Here is an 18,298-nt window from a genome sequence, read left to right as displayed (position 1 = left end):
TGAATAGAAAACCACTAACAGATACCATTTAAGATATTCAATCTATCTGTATGGATACATAATGACAAAGAAAATAGTTATCGTAAGTTTAATTGGTACCCAATTAGACTATGTTGGTAAAAGAGTCGATAGATGGGCAAAATGGCGACCCAATGTCAGTTTGTGTAGTCAGGAAGACTTAATAGTTAATCAGCTTCATATGTTGCATGATAACCATAGCAGTCGCCTTGCTAATAATGTTGCGGTAGATATTGAATCTGTTTCTCCTGAAACTAATGTTGCATTACATCAAGTCAATTTTCGCGACCCATGGGATTTCGAAGAAGTTTATGCCAAGCTATTTGATTGGTGCCAACAACAAGAATTCGATACTGATAAAAATGACTATTTATTTCATATAACAACAGGTACTCACGTTGTTCAGATATGTAGTTACTTGCTTACAGAAAGCCGTCACTTTCCGGGCCGCCTCGTTCAGACATCTCCCGATCACAACAACAAAAACAAGTCGATTGGACGTGTACAAATCATCGATTTGGATTTATCTAAGTATGACCAATTAGCAACACGATTTGACGTAGAACACCAAGAAGGTAAAGAGTTTTTAAAAGGTGGTATCGAGACTAAAAACAAAGCATTCAACAGATTAATTACTCAGATAGAAAAGGTAGCAATTCGTTCACAAGATCCCATGTTACTAACAGGGCCTACAGGTGCAGGTAAAAGCCAATTAGCAACACGTATATTTCAATTAAAGAAAAAGCGCTCGATGTTAAAAGGCACATTAGTCTCGGTGAACTGTGCCACCTTAAAAGGTGAAAATGCCATGGCTGCTCTATTTGGTCATACTAAAGGAGCGTTTACCGGTGCACAAAAATCGAGAGATGGCTTTTTACTTACCGCTAATGATGGCGTTTTATTCTTAGATGAAATTGGTGAACTTGGTATAGAAGAACAAGCGATGTTACTGCATGCTATCGAAAACAAAACCTTTCATCCAGTAGGAAGTGATACGCCAGCTCAAAGTAACTTTCAACTCATTGCTGGCACCAACAGAGATCTAAAACTGGAGATTGAACAAGGCACTTTTCGAGAGGACTTACTCGCCCGAATTAACCTTTGGACCTATGAACTACCAGCACTTAAGGATAGGAAAGAAGACATACCCGCCAACGTTGACTATGAGATAGATTTATTTGCTCAAAAAACAGGTCATCGTGTGCAGTTTAACAAGGAGGCCAAAAGCACCTTTATTGGCTTTTCTACCTCCAATGAGGCGTTATGGTCAGGCAATTTTCGCGATTTGAGTTCTGCGATTACTAGGCTTTGTACTCTAGCTGACTCTTCCAGAATCACAATAGATGATGTCGAAGGTGAAGTAGAGAGATTAAAGCACGCTTGGAACCCTTCAGGTCAACAATCAACTAGCAATAACCTATACAAATACCTTAAAAAAGAACAAGTAGAACAGTTGGATAGGTTTGATGCTAGTCAGCTTAGTTATGTCCTTGAAACGTGTCAGCGTCATAACAGCATGGCATCAGCAGGTAGAGAGTTATTTGATGTTAGCCGTACCTTAAAATCTCAACCAAATGATTCAAGCCGTTTGCAAAAATACTTGAATAAATTTGACTTAAAATGGAAGGATTTATCAAAAATATCTAATTGACAGTAAGAGATAAATTGCTTTTTTGAATGGAGCTTGCTGGTTAAGCAATATTTGAAATAGTAATTAATACTTAAAATTTAATATGCTGTGATATTTTTTTTTATATTCACGCAAATAATCAACCTTACCCATTAGCACGTATCTATTCAAACCAATACGATCAAAAACCATCTTCAGATGCCTTTTTCATGTGAAATTTTCAGACAAAATAGGTACTTAACCAAAAACTCTCTGTTTATATTTAACAATTAATTGTAGAATTCGATCTATACTCAAGCCACTTGAAGATGCTATTTTCATCTGGCTTGGCTATATAAACGGCTATTTTAGTACTTATAATAATAAAACAACTTTTAACAGCATCATGTCCTCGTAGAACAGGCATGGAAAAGGACCTTCATATGGCGACGCTACTCACGTTCATCTATTCAACCTTCCGAAAATTATTCAAACATATCAGGCTCTTTGTTGGGCTTGTTATAGGATTGATGGTTATTGCCATTATTACGGGTAAAACTTACCAAAATTGGGATGACGACCCACAACGTGGGGCTATCGCCATTAATAATGGAGCCTTTGGTGAAAGTTATCAAACGCCAACTTATTTAGATCAAGGTTGGACAGAAGCACAATCATTGTGGTTTTATAACACCACGCAAGGCTCAGATTTAATGCCTTATGATTTATTTATGGTGTTAGAGCAAGCTGATTCAGCAACACTGTTTCGCGATAATCAACATATTGATAAATATCGCTACCTTCCTCAACAGCCAACCTTCTTAAATCCTGATGGATTACCCGTGGGCATTGTAAAAGACACTTATCAAGGTAAAGACTACATTGGCTATACCTGTGCTGCGTGTCATACCAGTCAAGTAAACATCACAAAGAACGGGGTCACGCATGCTATTCGCATTGATGGCGGTCCATCAATGGCCGACATGGTGGGTTTCTTAACCGCTTTAGAAAAATCAATGCAAGCGACTATAACAGACGATGTTAAAAAAAGGCGTTTTGTTGAAAATGTTATTGCGCGTAAAAATAATTATAAAAATGTAGCTGCGGTTGAGGAAGACTTGATGCAGTGGTTCAACACCATAAAACTCTATAACACTGTTAACCACAGTCATATCGATTATGGTTACGCACGTTTAGATGCCTTTGGCCGTATTTATAATCGTGTATTACAGCACATGATTAACAAACCACAATTAGCACAAGCAATGTCGATGGTTACGGCCCCTGGTGGTCGTAGAGTATTAACCAGCAAGCAAATTGACCTTGTATTGCACAATATCAGTGAAAATATTATTGTCGACAAACATTTTGGTTTAATTTTAAAGCGTTTATCCTCACCAAACGACGGCTACCCTGGACTTAATAAACGTGATTTATTACGCGTGCGCAACGCAATATTTAACGAACCCAATGCACCCGTTAGTTATCCCTTTATTTGGGATGTAGGACAATCCGATTATACCCAGTGGAATGGCTTAGCCAATAACAGCGGTGTAGGTCCATTAGGTCGTAATACCGGTGAAGTCATTGGCGTATTTGGTCAGTTAGATTGGACCTCTCATAAAAAAAGTGGTTTTGATTTATCCACAACCTTAACCGATCAAGAAAATAAAAACGAAGTCGTTAATTTTAAATCTTCTATTGATGTAACAAATTTACATCGTTTAGAAGCGCAGCTAAAATTATTACAATCTCCAGTTTGGCCACAACAAACATTAGGTGATATTGACCAAGGTAAAGCAAAAAATGGTGAACTTCTTTATGCAAAACACTGTCAGTCTTGCCATGAAGTGGTTGATCGTAATAATGCTGATCGTATGATTATTGCCAACATGACTGACATAAACGTCATTCAAACAGATAAAAAAGCTGCCATGAATGGGGTAATGGCAATTGGAAAATCGGGTAACTTTAAACACACAGTGCAGTCAACCGATGTTGGAGATGTCGTTATTCGTGAAAATGCACCTGTGGTGCAAATATTAACATCGGCCACCAAAGGCGTAATTGGTACACCAGACCCTGATAAGTTTTTTATTCGTCGCTGGTTAGACCGACTTTATGTTTTAGCTTCATCTTTTTTTGAGAATAAAATTCCCAATACAATCAAGTCGGGGAATTACCGAGTAGATACTACAGCTAACCCCTATAACTCCTTATTAGCTTATAAAGGTCGTGCTCTCAACGGTATTTGGGCAACGGCTCCTTATTTACATAATGGCTCGGTACCAACGTTATACGACTTATTTCTACCTAAAAAGCGTAAAGGAGATGTTGGTGATAAATTCCGTCCAGATACCTTTATGGTAGGTAGTCGTGAATTTGATACCACTAAAGTAGGATTTATGGCTGAGGGTTATAACGGCTTTAAATTCAAAACATTCAGAGAAGGTGATACCAACGTAGGTCACAATTACGGCCCTGTTATGTTTGAACACGCTGACGGTTCTACAACACCAACATTTGATGATACACAGCGCTGGGAATTAGTTGAATACATGAAAACACTATAATATTCCCTAACTAGTCTTTCTGACAAAATGCCAGTCAAGGTTTATTGACTGGCATTAATTTCATGATAAGCGATCAATTAGCTAAATAGGCTCGTTTCCTACTGAGACAGTAAATATGAGCAAGTTATTATGGGTGGCTGATTAACCGTGTTAATGCTAGTTAAGGATGACAAGTATTTGAGCAATTATCTCCATATACTGAGCAATAACTTATTGAACAGCTAGAGTAATATCTTCACACTTGCTCACAAATTATAATATCCCAACGAAAAAATAAAACTAACTTATTGATGTTTCTCTACTATTCACTAACTTTTGATACCAAAATGATGCCAGTAAAATAAATATACCTATGCCCATAAATAATATGACCTTCTGCCATAACAATGCATTAGCAGCATCAATCATTGCAAGTTTGACAATGCCCAATAAAATCAATACAAAACTAAATTTCACTGTTGTTAAACGTCTATCTTTTAAGAATAAAATCATCGCACCATGCACAGCTAATACAGGTGAAATTAATAGCTCTAAACGATATGTTTCAAGCGAATAAAACATGCATACATAGGTAATAACCGCGATAGAGTGTAATAATAAATCACCATTAAACTTTAATTTTTCAGCTAATTTACTTCGAGCAAATCTTTGTTCTTTTTGATACAAACAAGCAAAAATGAATATAGCAGGCACTATTGCATAACTTGCTGATGATGAGGTCAGTAACCACGCCGCAACAACCAAGAGTATATTAACCACAGTGATAAATGTTTCATTTCTTTTTAAGTGCTCTGATTGATTCAAAGCAGTAAACACCGCAGTCCAGTATACTCCTGCCGTAATGATTCCATAAAAAAGACTGTCTGTTTGAGAGCCAACAATATTTGGCACAGCAAAACCAAACATTAGTACTCCCCAGCTACAAATAAATTGATGTATATCAGCTGAGTTTTTGCGATTCAAGTAATAAGCGAAAGCATAAAATCCGGTAAAACCAGACAAGGCAATAATGCTATTTATCAGTGATAGTTCTCCGATAGCGATAACAAAAGCTAAACTTGCTAACCCGGTTAATATTTGTGTCTCTTTATACAGTAAAAAGTGCTTTACTTTACTTGCCAGTAAAAGTGCTAATAATGGTGAACCCCATAATAACATCAGTGACTCTTCATCAAAACGGCGGATAACCGAGCCTACCCAGCAAATAGGAATGAGCATATAAAACACAATTCTTAATGCTTCCGCAACATTTTTCATTTTACTATCAACGTGGCATTTCCGATAAAAAGCAGACCATAACCAAAGTTGCAGAAATACAGATATTAAGGCAAGTTTCGCAAATAATGGCAGCATCATGAAGCGATAACTATCTGCTATTAATCCCCCTTGGTAGACATAAAATAATGGCACTATGACAAGGAATGCTGCCAATATTTCTATGCTCACTTGTTGGCAGCTCCTCGCTCTAAATAATAAAGCTAGCTGAATAAAGATCACCATAGCGCCAGTCCACTGCCCTAGCCAGATATCGGCGCTGACAACAAGTAAAGTACTTAGCCAAATTGCTTCTAATAATTGTAGGAACGGCTTAACTTTATTTCTGCTTAACTGATCAAATATCTTTGTATCATTGATAAGACGTTGCCAAATGGCAATTATTGCCGCAATCATCAGTGATAACACCCAGCCATCAACAGATTTGAGCGCCGGTAATGGGAAATACATAAGCAACGCAGACCAGGAATATAACAGTGCTATTGCTGTGAGTATTTGCCCCTGAGTAATAGAGTTTGAAAAATTATATCGACGACCAATCGCCAGTAAAAAAATCCCTTCTATAGCCCAAACTATGCCCCAATAAGCATCACTAATAGCGCTTACAATAGTAAGTACGCCCCAAGAAGCAGCAAGTAGAATGAAAAAATGTGTTAGTTCACGTTTAACTTTATAAAAGAATACACTGACAGCTACGGCAATTAAGGTATTCAAGGAAAAACTAACGCTTATTTGACTAGTAAATAAACTTGTTGCTTGCCAAAATAGTAAGATAGTTGTGCCCACAAGTGCAGCGAGAAAGGTTAACCTCTGCTTAATGAGGGAATTTTCTTTATATAATGAAATACAAACGTAGCTAAAAAATAGTAGATAAAACAGATTTACCAGCCAAGCAGATATAAGGATACTTTCAAAACCGATAATCCACTCAATAGACAGAAAAGTGAAGGCTAAACTTAAGTGCGCAAGCCAAATCCCTACATGTTTGTAAGATAGAACTAAACTGCTAGCCGCTACAAAAGCCAAAGATAATAAATAATACACTGGCTCAATATTAATAACATTTGACAACATAGGCATAGTGGCTATGCCTATTATGCCCAAAGCAGATACAACTTTGGTATCTAACCACTGTGCCAAAGTATGACAGAGCAAGGCGATGGCTAGGTATAAAATTAACACAACCATATTGGGGATAAGCCCGTAGACACTACCTGAAAAATAAACAGTACTGTAAGCCAATAATATGCCTAAGGTAACGATGGCAGTAGCAAACTCAGCAAAGCGAGTTTTAATCTTGAGACCTATGCCTACCCCCATCACTGAAAATGCCGCTAAACACATTAATAACGATTTATAGCCAGCGCCTAATTGGTCGATAAGCAACTGCATTAAATAGCCAAATCCCGCAAGGGTTAAACCTATACCAACGATAGTGAGCACAAATATGCCTAACATACCTCTAGCTTTATATGATTGATATAATTGAGTAACCGGTGAAAGCCAGTCAAAGAAAGATGATAATATAGTTTGAATAATCACCGTGATAAATGAAGGAATGACAAAAGTTGCTGCAGACACCTCCTGACTTGATGATGAATACTCATCATCAATTTTTGATTTAGGTGGCACAGGTTTAGGTACTGCGACTCCCGCGGCAGTTTCTCTTAAGGAAGAAGGCTGCGTATGCGCTAAGTTATTATCTTCAACTTGGCTAATTTCTTGATATTGTTCCGCGGATATTTCTTCTTGCGCCAGCAAGTTATTCAAACGATTTTCAACCGCACCAAGTCGTTGACTAAATTGAAGTTTAACCAGCGCTAACTCTGACCTTAACGCTTTAACTTCTTCATTCATTATTACATCCTGTAATTTATGCTTCGAATTTACTAATTTTTATTTACCTCCTAAGGTAATGCGATAAGCCATTGACTACAATATTTAAATTAACTTTTTGTTAGACATTTCATCTTACCTTTCAATATTACTTAAAACATCATCGATGCATGATTTCAAATAATATTGAGAGATAAAGCCATGTAATTATGGTTGAGGAACTGGCTGAGATACTGCTTATAGCACTGGCTCAAATACTGGCTTGAATGAGTTGGCTTTCATAATATTGTTAAGTCTTGCTGTAAAATCATCTTGCAAAACATCAAACATAAAATTCCCCATACTGATGCGTTTAACACCCAATAATTTCAGATTATTAAAGCCTGGTAAATCGGGCATACACATAACATTAACGGGTAATATTGTGCAATTAACCACAGTTTCAATGGCTTGTTTGTCAACAATACAAGGCACAAATAAACCATTAGCACCAGCAACCTGGTATAAATCGGCACGTTTTTGGGTTTCTTTAAGTGCCCCCTCAATGCCAAGTAAAAAAGTATCTGTTCTAACGTTAATAAAAACGTCAATATTGTCTTTTAATAGCTCACTAGTTATTGCTAAAAGGAATTTGGCAAAATTATCTCCATTAATTAATGATCGCTGCCCATCAGCTTTATTTACTTTACTGTCTTCAATATTAATGCCTACCACACCGACCTCTGCTAACGCTTTAATATAACCAGCGGTTACTTGAGGATCATCACTAAAACCAGCTTCAATATCTACACTTAGCGGCAACTTACAACAGGCGGCAATACGCTTAACGATAAAGAGTAATTCTGCAAATTGCATATGCTCGCCATCGGCATAACCCAACATGCGCGCAATAGCGGCGCTTGAAGTACCAATTGCACTAAAGCCCATTTTCTCGGCTGTTTTTGCACTTGCTACATCCCACACGTTACAAAGTAATAATGGTGTGATTTGTTGATGTTGTGATGTGAATGCTGTTGTATTCATAATTTTATCTCTGTGTTAACTGTTATAAGTATGCCCGATAAGTCGGTCACAAATGTTTGATAAAACAATTTTGCAGTTTAGGCTCTTTAAAAACCAACGATAAAAACTGACTATAATTATAAGCTATGCTTATAATGTAGTTTTATGTAACTTAAATTTCATCACCTTCACATCATGATTAAAAAAGCATTAGGGAATATTAACTTACTACATAGCTTTGAATGCGCGGCTCGGCATCAAAGTTATGGTAAAGCAGCTACCGAGCTTTGTATTTCGCAAGCGGCAGTTAGCCAGCAAATGCGACAATTAGAAGAGAACCTCGGCCAGCAACTGTTTATACGCAAAGCTAAAAGCATGCTGTTAACCCAGCAAGGAAAAACCTTACTCGTCGCTAGCCAACAAGCTTTTAAAATAATAGAAAAAAGTATCGAGGAGATCACTGCTGAAGAGATAGCGGGAAGTTTAACGATTAGCTCCACACAAGCCTTTACTGCTTTATGGCTAATGCCAAAACTGAAGAAGTTCTCAGCACAATATCCTGATATAACAATTAGGGTTTTATCGTCTGCTCATTTTGACAAGCTTAAAGAGCAACATATTGATCTTGCTATTCGCTTTGGCAACAATGTAGTGAAGCATACTGACCCAACGTTTACTTGTGAGTATTTTGGTGAAGCTCCTGTCTATCCTGTGTGCTCTGCAGCTCTTGCTAAATCAACGGCTTTTAACATGCCTGAGGATTTACTGAAAACTTGGTTGGTTAGTTTAGATAAACCAGGCTGTTACGATTGGCCATCTTGGTTTGAAAATGCTAATACCCAAGGTTATCAAGCGCATCAGCAATGGACAAAAGTACACAGCACGGATATGGCTCTTAATGCGGTACAAAATGGCCACGGTTTCACTTTGGCTGCCCGAAATTTGATTATTGAGCAGCTCAACGCTGGCCAACTTGTTATACCAGTTAACATTCCTCACCCGAATGTAGTAAAACGTTATTTTGTTTACCATGAAAATTCTGCAAAAATAGCCCGTTTAACCGTTTTTACTCGCTGGTTAAAAGAAGAAATGGATTCAACGAATTAAATCAATAGTTGATCAAACAATGCATACATCACCCTTCAGCTTATCTTGTTATTTCTTCTAGGTAGCCATTCTAGATATTAATGTAACAAGCACAAACTGGATTTTAAAAACTATAAGGTTTATATTACTCCTTTACAACTGGTACGATGAGATTAACATTATCGTTCAATTCTAAGTAGTTAAACTACTAAAGTTAGATAAAAAAGTGATAAAATATGAATTTATTTTTTAAAAAATCTTGGTTATTTCGCCTTATTATGAACCTCTGGCCACCTTTATTTTTTGCCGGTATTCACGTCAAATATATATCAACTGACTTTAAAGTGGCGCGTGTTGAACTAACATTACGTCCTTGGAATAAAAATGCTGTTGGTAGTCATTTTGGCGGTTCTTTATTCGCCATGACTGACCCGTTTTATATGTTGATGCTACTGGCACAGTTAGGCGATCAATATGTGGTGTGGGATAAATCAGCTGACATTGATTTTATAAAACCTGGTAAGGGTAAGGTCACTGCTGATTTTGCCATTAATCAACAATTCATTGATGATATTATTACTCACACTGAAAATGGTGATAAATACTTACCTGAAATTCCAGTGTACGTAAAAGACGAACAAGGAGATATCGTCGCTAAACTCAATAGAACACTTTATATTCGCCGAAAAAAGGCAAAGTTATAGGCAAAAAAATCCAGCAAGTAAATGCTGGATTTTATAATAAGTTACCTGCAGGTTCACCACTCTAGACTAGGTGATGTTAACAATACTTATACATTCAGCATAATATGTTGATGTACCCTAACAATAATATCGTCACTTTCTTTCTTCCAATCAACTTCATCAGAAAAATCCCTGACAGCTGCAATAGCTTGATTCACAAACTTGCCATAATTGTGGTGTGTTTCATCACTTTTATCAGCAAAAAATACAAAACGTAAGGTATCAACTAACTTATCTGCTTCCCAATGTACGCAAAAACGCGTTTCAGGATTATTTGGATTAACACCGATAGAGATTAACTCACCAGAAATATCTGACACTTCATTTTCATCATAACGAACAAAGGGCGATACTCCATTCGCAAGTAAAGCGGCTTGATCAATTTGATTAGCCTGACACGATTTGTTAAAAGCCTTTTCAATTTTTTGATAAAGCTGAGTAAATGGCTGTTCAGATAAATAATCAATATCTGCACCTTTTAATAATCGACGTGCCATTGGCACACTAGCAACTACATAAGTAATAGAGGTGTGGTCACTGGTAATACTCTGTTTTTGACTTTCATAACGATCAGCGATTTCTCTAAAGGTATGACTGACTGTATTAGTGCCACCTTTGTCTTTGGCAAAAACATCAAAAGTTAAATGTTGATGATCACGTAATTTAATCTCATTTTCAGCTAAGCCAATCGTTGTTGAAATATCTTTTATCGCTTGGTAAACCTTATTATGAAACTCACCTGAGTTAACTCTAAGGTCTTGCCCGGTCGCTAAAAACAATATTTTAATTTTTCTAGCTCGAATAGCGCCATCAAAGTAACCTTTAAAAGTACTGTTATGTTCAGGGCAGTAAAAGAAGAAAGATTGCTGATCAGTATGTAATACTTGTTGCTCGCCGCTATAACGTACTCTAACAAGACGATTATTGGCAACAAAATTCACATGAGACAAGCCATGTTCTTCAACTATTTCAAAAATCTTATGTGACAACGCTTGATAGAACTTTTGATAGGGCTTAGTTAACGTTTCATTAACATCGCCAGTAATTAAATTAATTAACTTATCCGTTAAGGGTATTTCAGCCAAAATATACTGATTATCACGTGAATCACTGGGTAGATATACACGCTCCCCGCTTCTATGTTTCTTTAAAATTGATGAAGTTCTTCTCATATTCCTTTAAAACCTTTTGTTAATTATGCTTCAGCTAAAATAGATTAACCTATTTATAACATACACAATGAACTTAACTCATACTACCTGTTCTTGATATTAGACAAATTTTAAATGTTATATACCTGTATTTAAATAAATACGAATACTATTGATGCAATATCACCTATAACTTAAAATGCCTCTTATTATCACTAATTAACTCTATGTTTCGACTTCTGCTTATGTTGGGCACCACTTCTCACTGAGTTTTTATTTGCTGATTGCCTTTGGTTTGAGCGATGATTATTTGGTTGATGAACCTTTGTTTTAGTCGCTTTTTGCTGAACTGATTTTGAGCTAACGTTATGTGTCTTATACACATTATGCCCGTTATTATTACTGTTATCTTTGTAAACCCTTTTGTTATTCAAATGGTTGCTTTGAGCATAATATTTTTTTGTTGGCTGACTGTTCTTATGGCTAACTTGCCTGTTATAGGGCTTTTTTTGCTGATGTGATTGTACTTTTAACTTCGCATTAAAATTATTGTGTCGATTAGCCTGTGAAGTGCTGTTATTTAATTTCAAGTTATAGTGACTACCAACTATACGTTGATTGTTACGGTGAATATTTGAGTTGCTGTGAATAATCGCCCGATAATACTTTTGTTTTAACCTCCCGCTACTGTAAGCGACACCACGTCTATGTTGTGGCTGATGATGCCAACGTTTTGCATGATGACTTGTCACTATTTTTTGTCTTGCACGATAACCCTGTTGATTATAATGATTAACCACTACATGCCGATTATGCCAATGAAAAGCGCTGAAGTAAAAATGACTACTGATGTGCACGCCATGGCCCCAATAAAAAGGACCATAATGCGCTGCATAATAATGTGGATTATGCCAATAAACTGGTGGGTAATGTGACCAATGCCAACGCCCATAAACCACTCGGCTATCATAATAAGGTACATAAATTATCTCTGGTTGTGCTGGCTCGAGAATAATAACTTGTTGCTCTTTTATTACTTGAACATTATCCATATCAGCTAAACTACCTGCTTGCTCAGCCTGCCGCCGTAAGGTTTGAATACTCGCGAGTACTCTGCCTTCATCTTGTAAAAAGGCATCACCGAGTTTTTGCATCCAGATAAGGTCTTCACTCAATTGGGCCATGACCCGTGGAAAAGCTAGTAACGCTTTTATACTGGCATCCCACTCTTTTTTATCTGATTTTCTCTCTAATTGTGCAGGCGTTAATTGCGACTGTTTGTTGAGCCAACGTTCTGCCTCTATTACTTCAATGGGATAAGTAGAGGCAATTAAAATATGAGTGAGTAAAGTATCAGGGTATAAGGCAATAGGCGCCAAAGTTTGCGCAAGCTCAGCTTCAGAAAGGACAGACTCTTGCTGTTCTTTCTCGGCCGATGTTGCTGAAAATGCAGCAGTCGACAAAACGAGGCCTGATATAACGGTAAGAGATAAAAAAAATAGCCTCAATATAGACAATTTGTTCAACCAAGCCTTGGTATGAGTATTCATAAGATCACCTGTATGCATTTCTAATTATTGTAACTAGAGTACTCTGGTGAAACTGAACAAGGCATGAACAACGGCTTAACAAATACGATCTAGCCAGCTACTTTCTTAATCGAAAGTGCCCTCCTTCGTTGAGGTAAATAATCGGCAGTTAGTCTTTGCATTAAAGAATCTAGCTATCAACTATAAAGTCAGTAGCTAGATACTTTAATTAACAACGTTTCCTAAACTCAATTAGGGTAATTGACAGATTTCCTGTTCCTTTTTGTGATAATAATCAGCTGTAAGTCCTAATAACTGTGGCACAGTCGCCGAAATAGCAATAGAGGAAAATGTCCCCACTAAAACGCCTGAAAATAGCGCGATGGAAAAGCCAGATAATGATTCTCCAGCAAAAATCCATATTGCTAATATCGTTGCCAGCGTCGTTCCTGATGTTATCAAGGTGCGAGCTATGGTTGATTTAATCGCCTGATTAATAATGTTATCTATACTTTTTTCATTACCTCTTTTCATTATCTCTCGAACCTTGTCACCTACAATAATAGAATCATTTAATGAATAACCAATGATTGCCAATAAACTCGCTAAAATGGTTAAATCGAATGAAATATCAAACCATGCAAATAGTCCAAGTACAATAATCACGTCATGAAAAAGTGCTATCACAGAGCCTGCTGCCAAGCGCCATTCAAACCGGAACGATAGATAGAGTAATATTACTATCACCGCAGTTAGTAATGCTAACCCGCCTTGGTTAATTAACTCCTCCCCCACTTGGCTACCAATATAAAGTGAATCTTGCGGGGTGATGGTTAATCCGCTTTGCTGCGAAAACTCACTTAACCATGCTTTTCCTTTTAAGCTAATATCATTATCTGCTTGCTGCACACTCCAGTGTGTCCCCTTATCAGCAGAAGATAACTCAAATGAGTCAGGTAAATAGGAAGTTAATAGCTCTGACATTTTGTGCTGAGATATCGATTGTTCGGTAGAAAATTCTGTTAAATATCCGCCAGTGAAATCTAAGCCCAGATTAAGTCCGTGATTAAATAAGCCCAGTAAAGAAATTAGCACCAATACAACAGCAACATAAGCGCTGGCAATTCGAATCTTACTCAAGTTTTTTATTAGCTTGAACATGAAATTTTTCATAATTTAACTCCAAGTAATTGTGTCTTATTTTCACGAATTATTAAGTTGGTTAATATTTTTGAAACGAATACACCGGTAAACATACTGGTTAATATGCCTAAACATAAAATGATGGCAAAACCTTTTACCGGACCGTAACCGATGGAATATAAAATTATCCCGGTAATCAAGGTGGTAATATTGGCATCTAGAATGGTTGAAAATGCGCTTTTATAGCCACTCTCAATAGCGGAAAGAACTTGGCGACCTCGCTTTAATTCGTCTTTTATCCTTTCAAAAATAAGTACGTTAGTATCAACCGCCATGCCTACCGTTAAGACTAATCCGGCTATACCAGGAAGTGTCAGTACAACACCCGGCAGTAGTGACATTAATCCAAGTAAACTAACTAAATTTAATGCTAATGCTGCATTGGCGATAACCCCTAAGCTGCGATACCAAAAGGCCATGAACAATAAAGTAAAAGAAATGCCTATGGTTAACGCTTTAATACCATGCTCTATATTATCCTCGCCAAGAGTCGCTTCTATGCTGCGCTGCTTTACTATGGTTACAGGTGCGGTTAATGATCCCGCTCGCAATAATAAAGCCAGCTCTTGTGCTGCTTGTGGACTAGACATATTGGTAATACTAAATTGTGAACCTAAATGCTGTTGAATAGTGGCAACATTAATGACCTTACTTTTCTTCACCATTTCGTCTTTAGCATTTCGATAAAACTCAGAAAATACCGTCACCATTGGCTTGCCAATATTCTTTTTAGAGAACAGTGACATTTTCTTACCACCAACACTATCCAAAGTTAGGTTTACTAATGGCATGCCCATTTCATCTTTGCCTGATTTGGCATTTTTTATATGGCTACCCGAAAATACCACCTGAGCATTCATTGTCAGTTTTCGACCACTGTCATCACGCATTTGGATAATACCGACAGTATTTGAGTTGTCTGCCATTTGATAAAAGTCTAATGTAGCCGTGGCACCAATAATTCTTTTTGCTGCTTCTGGATCATGAACACCGGGTAATTCAATACGAATTCTATTTTTACCTTGTTTTTGGGTAACCGCTTCAGTGATCCCTAACTCCTCGATTCGTCCTCTCATAGTTTTAAGTGTTTGCTGCATTGTTTCTTGACGAAATTTGCTTTGCTCTTCTGGGGAGTAAGTCAAAACGACTTGATTTCCATTCACTTTTTCTTGAGTTAATTCAACGTAGTTTTTCTTAATTTTGCTTAGCAGTTCAGCTTTGCCTTGTTGCTTAGTGTTTTGCTTAGCACCTACGTAAGTTTGGCCAAAATCAATCATAATAGAATGCTTATTCGGCTGTGATATTTTGCGAATACGAGTGCGGCTCTCTACAGCTAAAGACCTAATTTCTAAAATTGTACCTTTTAGTTTGTCAGACAATGCTCGGTCAGTATCGACATCAAGCACAAATAAAACACCTCCACTTAGATCCAAACCTAATTTTATCGGTTGCCCACCCAAGGATTTAAGCCATGTTGGCGCTGTGTTTTCTATCGTACTTTCAATTAAATAGTCATCACCAAATTCTTTTTTTAGCAGACTTTCAATAGCCTGCTGATCAGATTTATTAGCTAAAGTAATCAAGGTACTTGCTGTAGATGTTCGAATCTCATCGACATAAAAATTATGTTCGATAAACAAAGAATTAAGGTCTTGAGGAGAAATACCTTGAAGTGAAATGCCTTGAGCTGAAGTTCCATGTGGTGAAACTTGCTGGGAATGAGTGTTGTTTATAAGGTGGATATTTACTTTATCGGTATATAAGTTAGGTAATGCGCTGATAAACATAAATAGTAATATAAAAATAATGACAAGATTCTGCCATTTAGCAGGCTTTACCTGCTGAGTTGTCCGTGATTGCATCATAAAATCTCTAAATAAATACTCACCGGCGTTGCGATAACTCAATGGCTATAGCTTAATCAGTTTGATTCAATTGCAACATTGATATCAAAATACGCAAATACGGCAAGTCACCGATGGTTTACCATCAGTATTGGAAAAGGGGAAATAGTTGATTTTTACAGTTCAGAAAATACCAATTTAAAATTTCGTTAAACTGTATATACCCAAGCAAGCTCAAGATGCAGGATTCAGCTGGAATTAAAGCGCTTTTAGACAAGGCATTGATTAAAAAGAATAGTTATTCAGGAGAATGTGCTCCTGCATTCTCTCAGAAGCTACATCCATGTAGCGTCCTTTTCGAAATCAATAACGAAGGATAAAGCGCTTCTAAACCAGTCCTTCTGGGACGTATGATCAAATCACGTTCGTCGTTACGTAGTTCATTAAGGGAACAACCATTAATAAAATACACGTATTGATCATGAATCGTTCAGGCGTCCTGAAACGAGCATCTTGAAGTAGCTTGGGTATAGTAATGAATTAGCTGTGGTAAGTAGCGCGGGATGCATACAAGAAGTTACCGTCTTTCCAGCCGGAAAGTCGAGATGACTTAGTTTTATGACTTAATTGTTCAAACCAATGAGTAATTACTGGAGGGTTGGCCAGGTTTTTAAACAAACCTGCCGTTAGCTTTATTTTGAAAAACTCTACCACTAATACATAGTTGGGTGATGTTTGTATTTCAGCAGTAAATATCGAAGGGGTTAATCTAGTTAACCTTGGTACATTAAAGACATCTTCAGGCTCATCGTTATCGAGAGTTGCAGCTGTTTGCTGCTCAATTTGAGCAATGGAGACATTCTTTGCAGAGTTATCATTATTCTCTGAGATCGGCAAAGCATTAGCTGCTTGCGCTAATACCAATAAAAATAACATCACTGCTAATTTACGCCACATGAGAATAATCACTCCGTTAAGATATACAATGATATAGGGTTATTTATTGTTGTTTCAATAGTTTTTCTTAACTTTATTTAGGCTTTAGTTAAGTATTTAGTGAAAATTGACTAGGTAAGTGACTCTTTTAAAAGCTCATCTAGAGTATTTTACACCAGCGTGGCCAATACTCTCTAAGCAAAGTCAGTAAAAGTTAGAGTAAACTTTGCTCCACCTAATGCACTAGAGCTGCCAATATCTAGCTTGCCTTGATAACTTGCGACCAAATCACGCACTATGGCTAAGCCAACACCATGACCATCTTGATATGTATCAGCTCGAACACCACGCTCTAATATTTGGGTGATTTGTTGCGGCTTTATACCTACGCCATCATCTTCAATGCAAATAACTAAGACATGACTTTGTTGGTTTACTGTTAATACAATTGTGCTTTTTGCTGCTTTATAAGCGTTATCTAATAAGTTGCCTAAAAGTTCGAGTAAATCAGCTTCATCCCCTTTAAAGATAAGTTTTCCCGTTAGCTTGACCGTTACTATTTTTTCTTGTTCATGATAAATTTTAGTCAAGGTATTGAGCAACTTATCTAGCACAGGTTTGACTTCAATACCCAACAACCAAGAAGAATGCCCAGCACTTTGTGCACGTTTTAATTGATGATCAATGGTTGAATTGATGCGATTTATTTGTTCTTGGTTGACTGCTGAAATATTGCTTTGCGCTTGCAAAACTGCCAGTGGTGTTTTCAAACTATGGGCGAGATCAGATAAGGCATTGCGGTAACGTAATCTTTGTTTTTGCTCGGTCGCCAGTAATTGATTTAATTGTGTGGTTAACTTAGCCAACTCTTTTGGGTATAAGCTAGTTAGCTTTTCTGCTTTACCTTGCTCAACCGCTTTTATTTCATGCTCTAAAGTCGATAAGGGCTTTAATGTCCACATTAGCCAAACCAGTTGTAACAATAATATTATCACCATCAGTATTGCTAAACCAAACCAAAGTTGCTGCTTAAATTCACTAATCAGCTGCAAGAAAGATTTTTTGTCTTTAATGATATGAACCGTCATTGGCAAGCTAACGTCACCCTCAGTAAAGCTTACCGCATAACTATAAATAAATAAGGATAAGCCATTGATTTCTATATTAGAGAAAGCTGTATCTCCCGTTGACAGCCTCGCTAATGTATCAGGTAATTTATTCGGTAAATTAAGCGTCAGTAAAGATTGAGATCGCCATAAGTTGCTAGCTGGGCCTGAAATAAAAGCATACAAACCTGAGCCACTGACATTAAACTGATTTTCAATTAATGCTTCAGGCATGATCAGCTCTGCTTGTTCGACTTCAGCAACCGCTAAAATAGAGTAACTATAGGCACTTAACTCATTTTCTATACTGCGTTTCATGTGCTTTTCAAACGAGTTCATGATGATAAAAGCAATCGTTGGTAAAATAATAATTACCATCGCCAGTAA

12 protein-coding genes are annotated in these 18,298 nt (G+C 37.1%); 4 read left to right on the top strand and 8 right to left on the bottom strand.

From position 1 onward, the window contains the following. Nucleotides 1–61 precede the first annotated feature (61 nt). Together rtcR and GAB14E_RS19920 are read left to right on the top strand one after the other, a co-directional pair. A complete protein-coding gene (gene rtcR, locus GAB14E_RS19915; protein WP_033080675.1) occupies nucleotides 62–1,669 on the top strand; it encodes an RNA repair transcriptional activator RtcR in 1,608 nt (535 codons plus the stop codon). A 401-nt stretch (nucleotides 1,670–2,070) separates the two neighbouring features. After that, nucleotides 2,071–4,200 (top strand): di-heme-cytochrome C peroxidase, encoded by a 2,130-nt coding sequence (locus GAB14E_RS19920; protein ID WP_033080674.1) that lies wholly within the window; start codon nucleotides 2,071–2,073, stop codon nucleotides 4,198–4,200. A 279-nt stretch (nucleotides 4,201–4,479) separates the two neighbouring features. On the opposite strand, the gene GAB14E_RS19925 is transcribed toward GAB14E_RS19920, so the two are convergent. After that, entirely contained in the window at nucleotides 4,480–7,332 is a 2,853-nt protein-coding gene (locus GAB14E_RS19925; RefSeq protein WP_033080673.1) for a DUF2339 domain-containing protein, read from the bottom strand. A 216-nt stretch (nucleotides 7,333–7,548) separates the two neighbouring features. Next, the gene (locus tag GAB14E_RS19930; protein ID WP_033080672.1) at nucleotides 7,549–8,334 is read right to left on the bottom strand and encodes an isocitrate lyase/PEP mutase family protein; all 786 of its coding nucleotides are present in this window, start codon (nucleotides 8,332–8,334) and stop codon (nucleotides 7,549–7,551) included. A 174-nt stretch (nucleotides 8,335–8,508) separates the two neighbouring features. Here GAB14E_RS19930 and GAB14E_RS19935 point away from each other — a divergent pair, with 174 nt between their 5' ends. Together GAB14E_RS19935 and GAB14E_RS19940 are read left to right on the top strand one after the other, a co-directional pair. Then, on the top strand, nucleotides 8,509–9,420 hold the full coding sequence (locus GAB14E_RS19935; protein WP_052093423.1) for a LysR substrate-binding domain-containing protein: 912 nt from the start codon (nucleotides 8,509–8,511) through the stop codon (nucleotides 9,418–9,420). A gap of 215 nt (nucleotides 9,421–9,635) precedes the next feature. Continuing rightward, nucleotides 9,636–10,103 carry a DUF4442 domain-containing protein gene (locus GAB14E_RS19940; RefSeq protein ID WP_033080671.1) on the top strand — a complete coding sequence of 156 codons (468 nt, stop codon included), beginning with the start codon at nucleotides 9,636–9,638 and terminating at the stop codon, nucleotides 10,101–10,103. Nucleotides 10,104–10,189: 86 nt separating this feature from the next. Here the strand turns inward: GAB14E_RS19940 and GAB14E_RS19945 are convergent, their stop codons facing one another. The 6 genes from GAB14E_RS19945 to GAB14E_RS19965 form a co-directional block, all read right to left on the bottom strand. Next, a complete protein-coding gene (locus GAB14E_RS19945; protein ID WP_033080670.1) occupies nucleotides 10,190–11,314 on the bottom strand; it encodes a DUF3083 family protein in 1,125 nt (374 codons plus the stop codon). Nucleotides 11,315–11,508: 194 nt separating this feature from the next. Continuing rightward, a complete protein-coding gene (locus GAB14E_RS19950; protein WP_081967689.1) occupies nucleotides 11,509–12,843 on the bottom strand; it encodes a DUF3300 domain-containing protein in 1,335 nt (444 codons plus the stop codon). Nucleotides 12,844–13,074: 231 nt separating this feature from the next. After that, nucleotides 13,075–13,995 (bottom strand): protein translocase subunit SecF, encoded by a 921-nt coding sequence (secF, locus tag GAB14E_RS19955; RefSeq protein ID WP_033080669.1) that lies wholly within the window; start codon nucleotides 13,993–13,995, stop codon nucleotides 13,075–13,077. Continuing rightward, the gene (gene secD / locus GAB14E_RS19960) at nucleotides 13,992–15,890 is read right to left on the bottom strand and encodes a protein translocase subunit SecD (protein ID WP_033080668.1); all 1,899 of its coding nucleotides are present in this window, start codon (nucleotides 15,888–15,890) and stop codon (nucleotides 13,992–13,994) included. Before secD ends, secF begins: the two co-directional genes overlap by 4 nt. Nucleotides 15,891–16,409: 519 nt before the next feature. Next, a complete protein-coding gene (locus GAB14E_RS23850) occupies nucleotides 16,410–16,826 on the bottom strand; it encodes a hypothetical protein (protein WP_052093422.1) in 417 nt (138 codons plus the stop codon). 173 nt (nucleotides 16,827–16,999) lie between these two features. Further along, a complete protein-coding gene (locus tag GAB14E_RS19965) occupies nucleotides 17,000–18,289 on the bottom strand; it encodes an ATP-binding protein (protein WP_156115648.1) in 1,290 nt (429 codons plus the stop codon). Nucleotides 18,290–18,298: the final 9 nt, after the last annotated feature.

It is taken from the genome of Colwellia psychrerythraea (assembly GCF_000764185.1).
Taxonomy (GTDB): domain Bacteria; phylum Pseudomonadota; class Gammaproteobacteria; order Enterobacterales; family Alteromonadaceae; genus Colwellia; species Colwellia psychrerythraea_B.
The sequence above is the reverse complement of the archived record's forward strand: the minus strand, read 5'-3'. Positions and strand labels throughout refer to the sequence as shown.

Excerpts from the sequence above, each read along its gene's own strand:
- rtcR (WP_033080675.1), top strand. The coding sequence starts at position 62 with ATGACAAAGAAAATAGTTATCGTAAGTTTAATTGGTACCCAATTAGAC.
- GAB14E_RS19920 (WP_033080674.1), top strand. The coding sequence starts at position 2,071 with ATGGCGACGCTACTCACGTTCATCTATTCAACCTTCCGAAAATTATTC.
- GAB14E_RS19925 (WP_033080673.1), bottom strand. The coding sequence starts at position 7,332 with ATGAATGAAGAAGTTAAAGCGTTAAGGTCAGAGTTAGCGCTGGTTAAA.
- GAB14E_RS19930 (WP_033080672.1), bottom strand. The coding sequence starts at position 8,334 with ATGAATACAACAGCATTCACATCACAACATCAACAAATCACACCATTA.
- GAB14E_RS19935 (WP_052093423.1), top strand. The coding sequence starts at position 8,509 with ATGATTAAAAAAGCATTAGGGAATATTAACTTACTACATAGCTTTGAA.
- GAB14E_RS19940 (WP_033080671.1), top strand. The coding sequence starts at position 9,636 with ATGAATTTATTTTTTAAAAAATCTTGGTTATTTCGCCTTATTATGAAC.
- GAB14E_RS19945 (WP_033080670.1), bottom strand. The coding sequence starts at position 11,314 with ATGAGAAGAACTTCATCAATTTTAAAGAAACATAGAAGCGGGGAGCGT.
- GAB14E_RS19950 (WP_081967689.1), bottom strand. The coding sequence starts at position 12,843 with ATGAATACTCATACCAAGGCTTGGTTGAACAAATTGTCTATATTGAGG.
- secF (WP_033080669.1), bottom strand. The coding sequence starts at position 13,995 with ATGAAAAATTTCATGTTCAAGCTAATAAAAAACTTGAGTAAGATTCGA.
- secD (WP_033080668.1), bottom strand. The coding sequence starts at position 15,890 with ATGATGCAATCACGGACAACTCAGCAGGTAAAGCCTGCTAAATGGCAG.
- GAB14E_RS23850 (WP_052093422.1), bottom strand. The coding sequence starts at position 16,826 with ATGTGGCGTAAATTAGCAGTGATGTTATTTTTATTGGTATTAGCGCAA.
- GAB14E_RS19965 (WP_156115648.1), bottom strand. The coding sequence starts at position 18,289 with ATGGTAATTATTATTTTACCAACGATTGCTTTTATCATCATGAACTCG.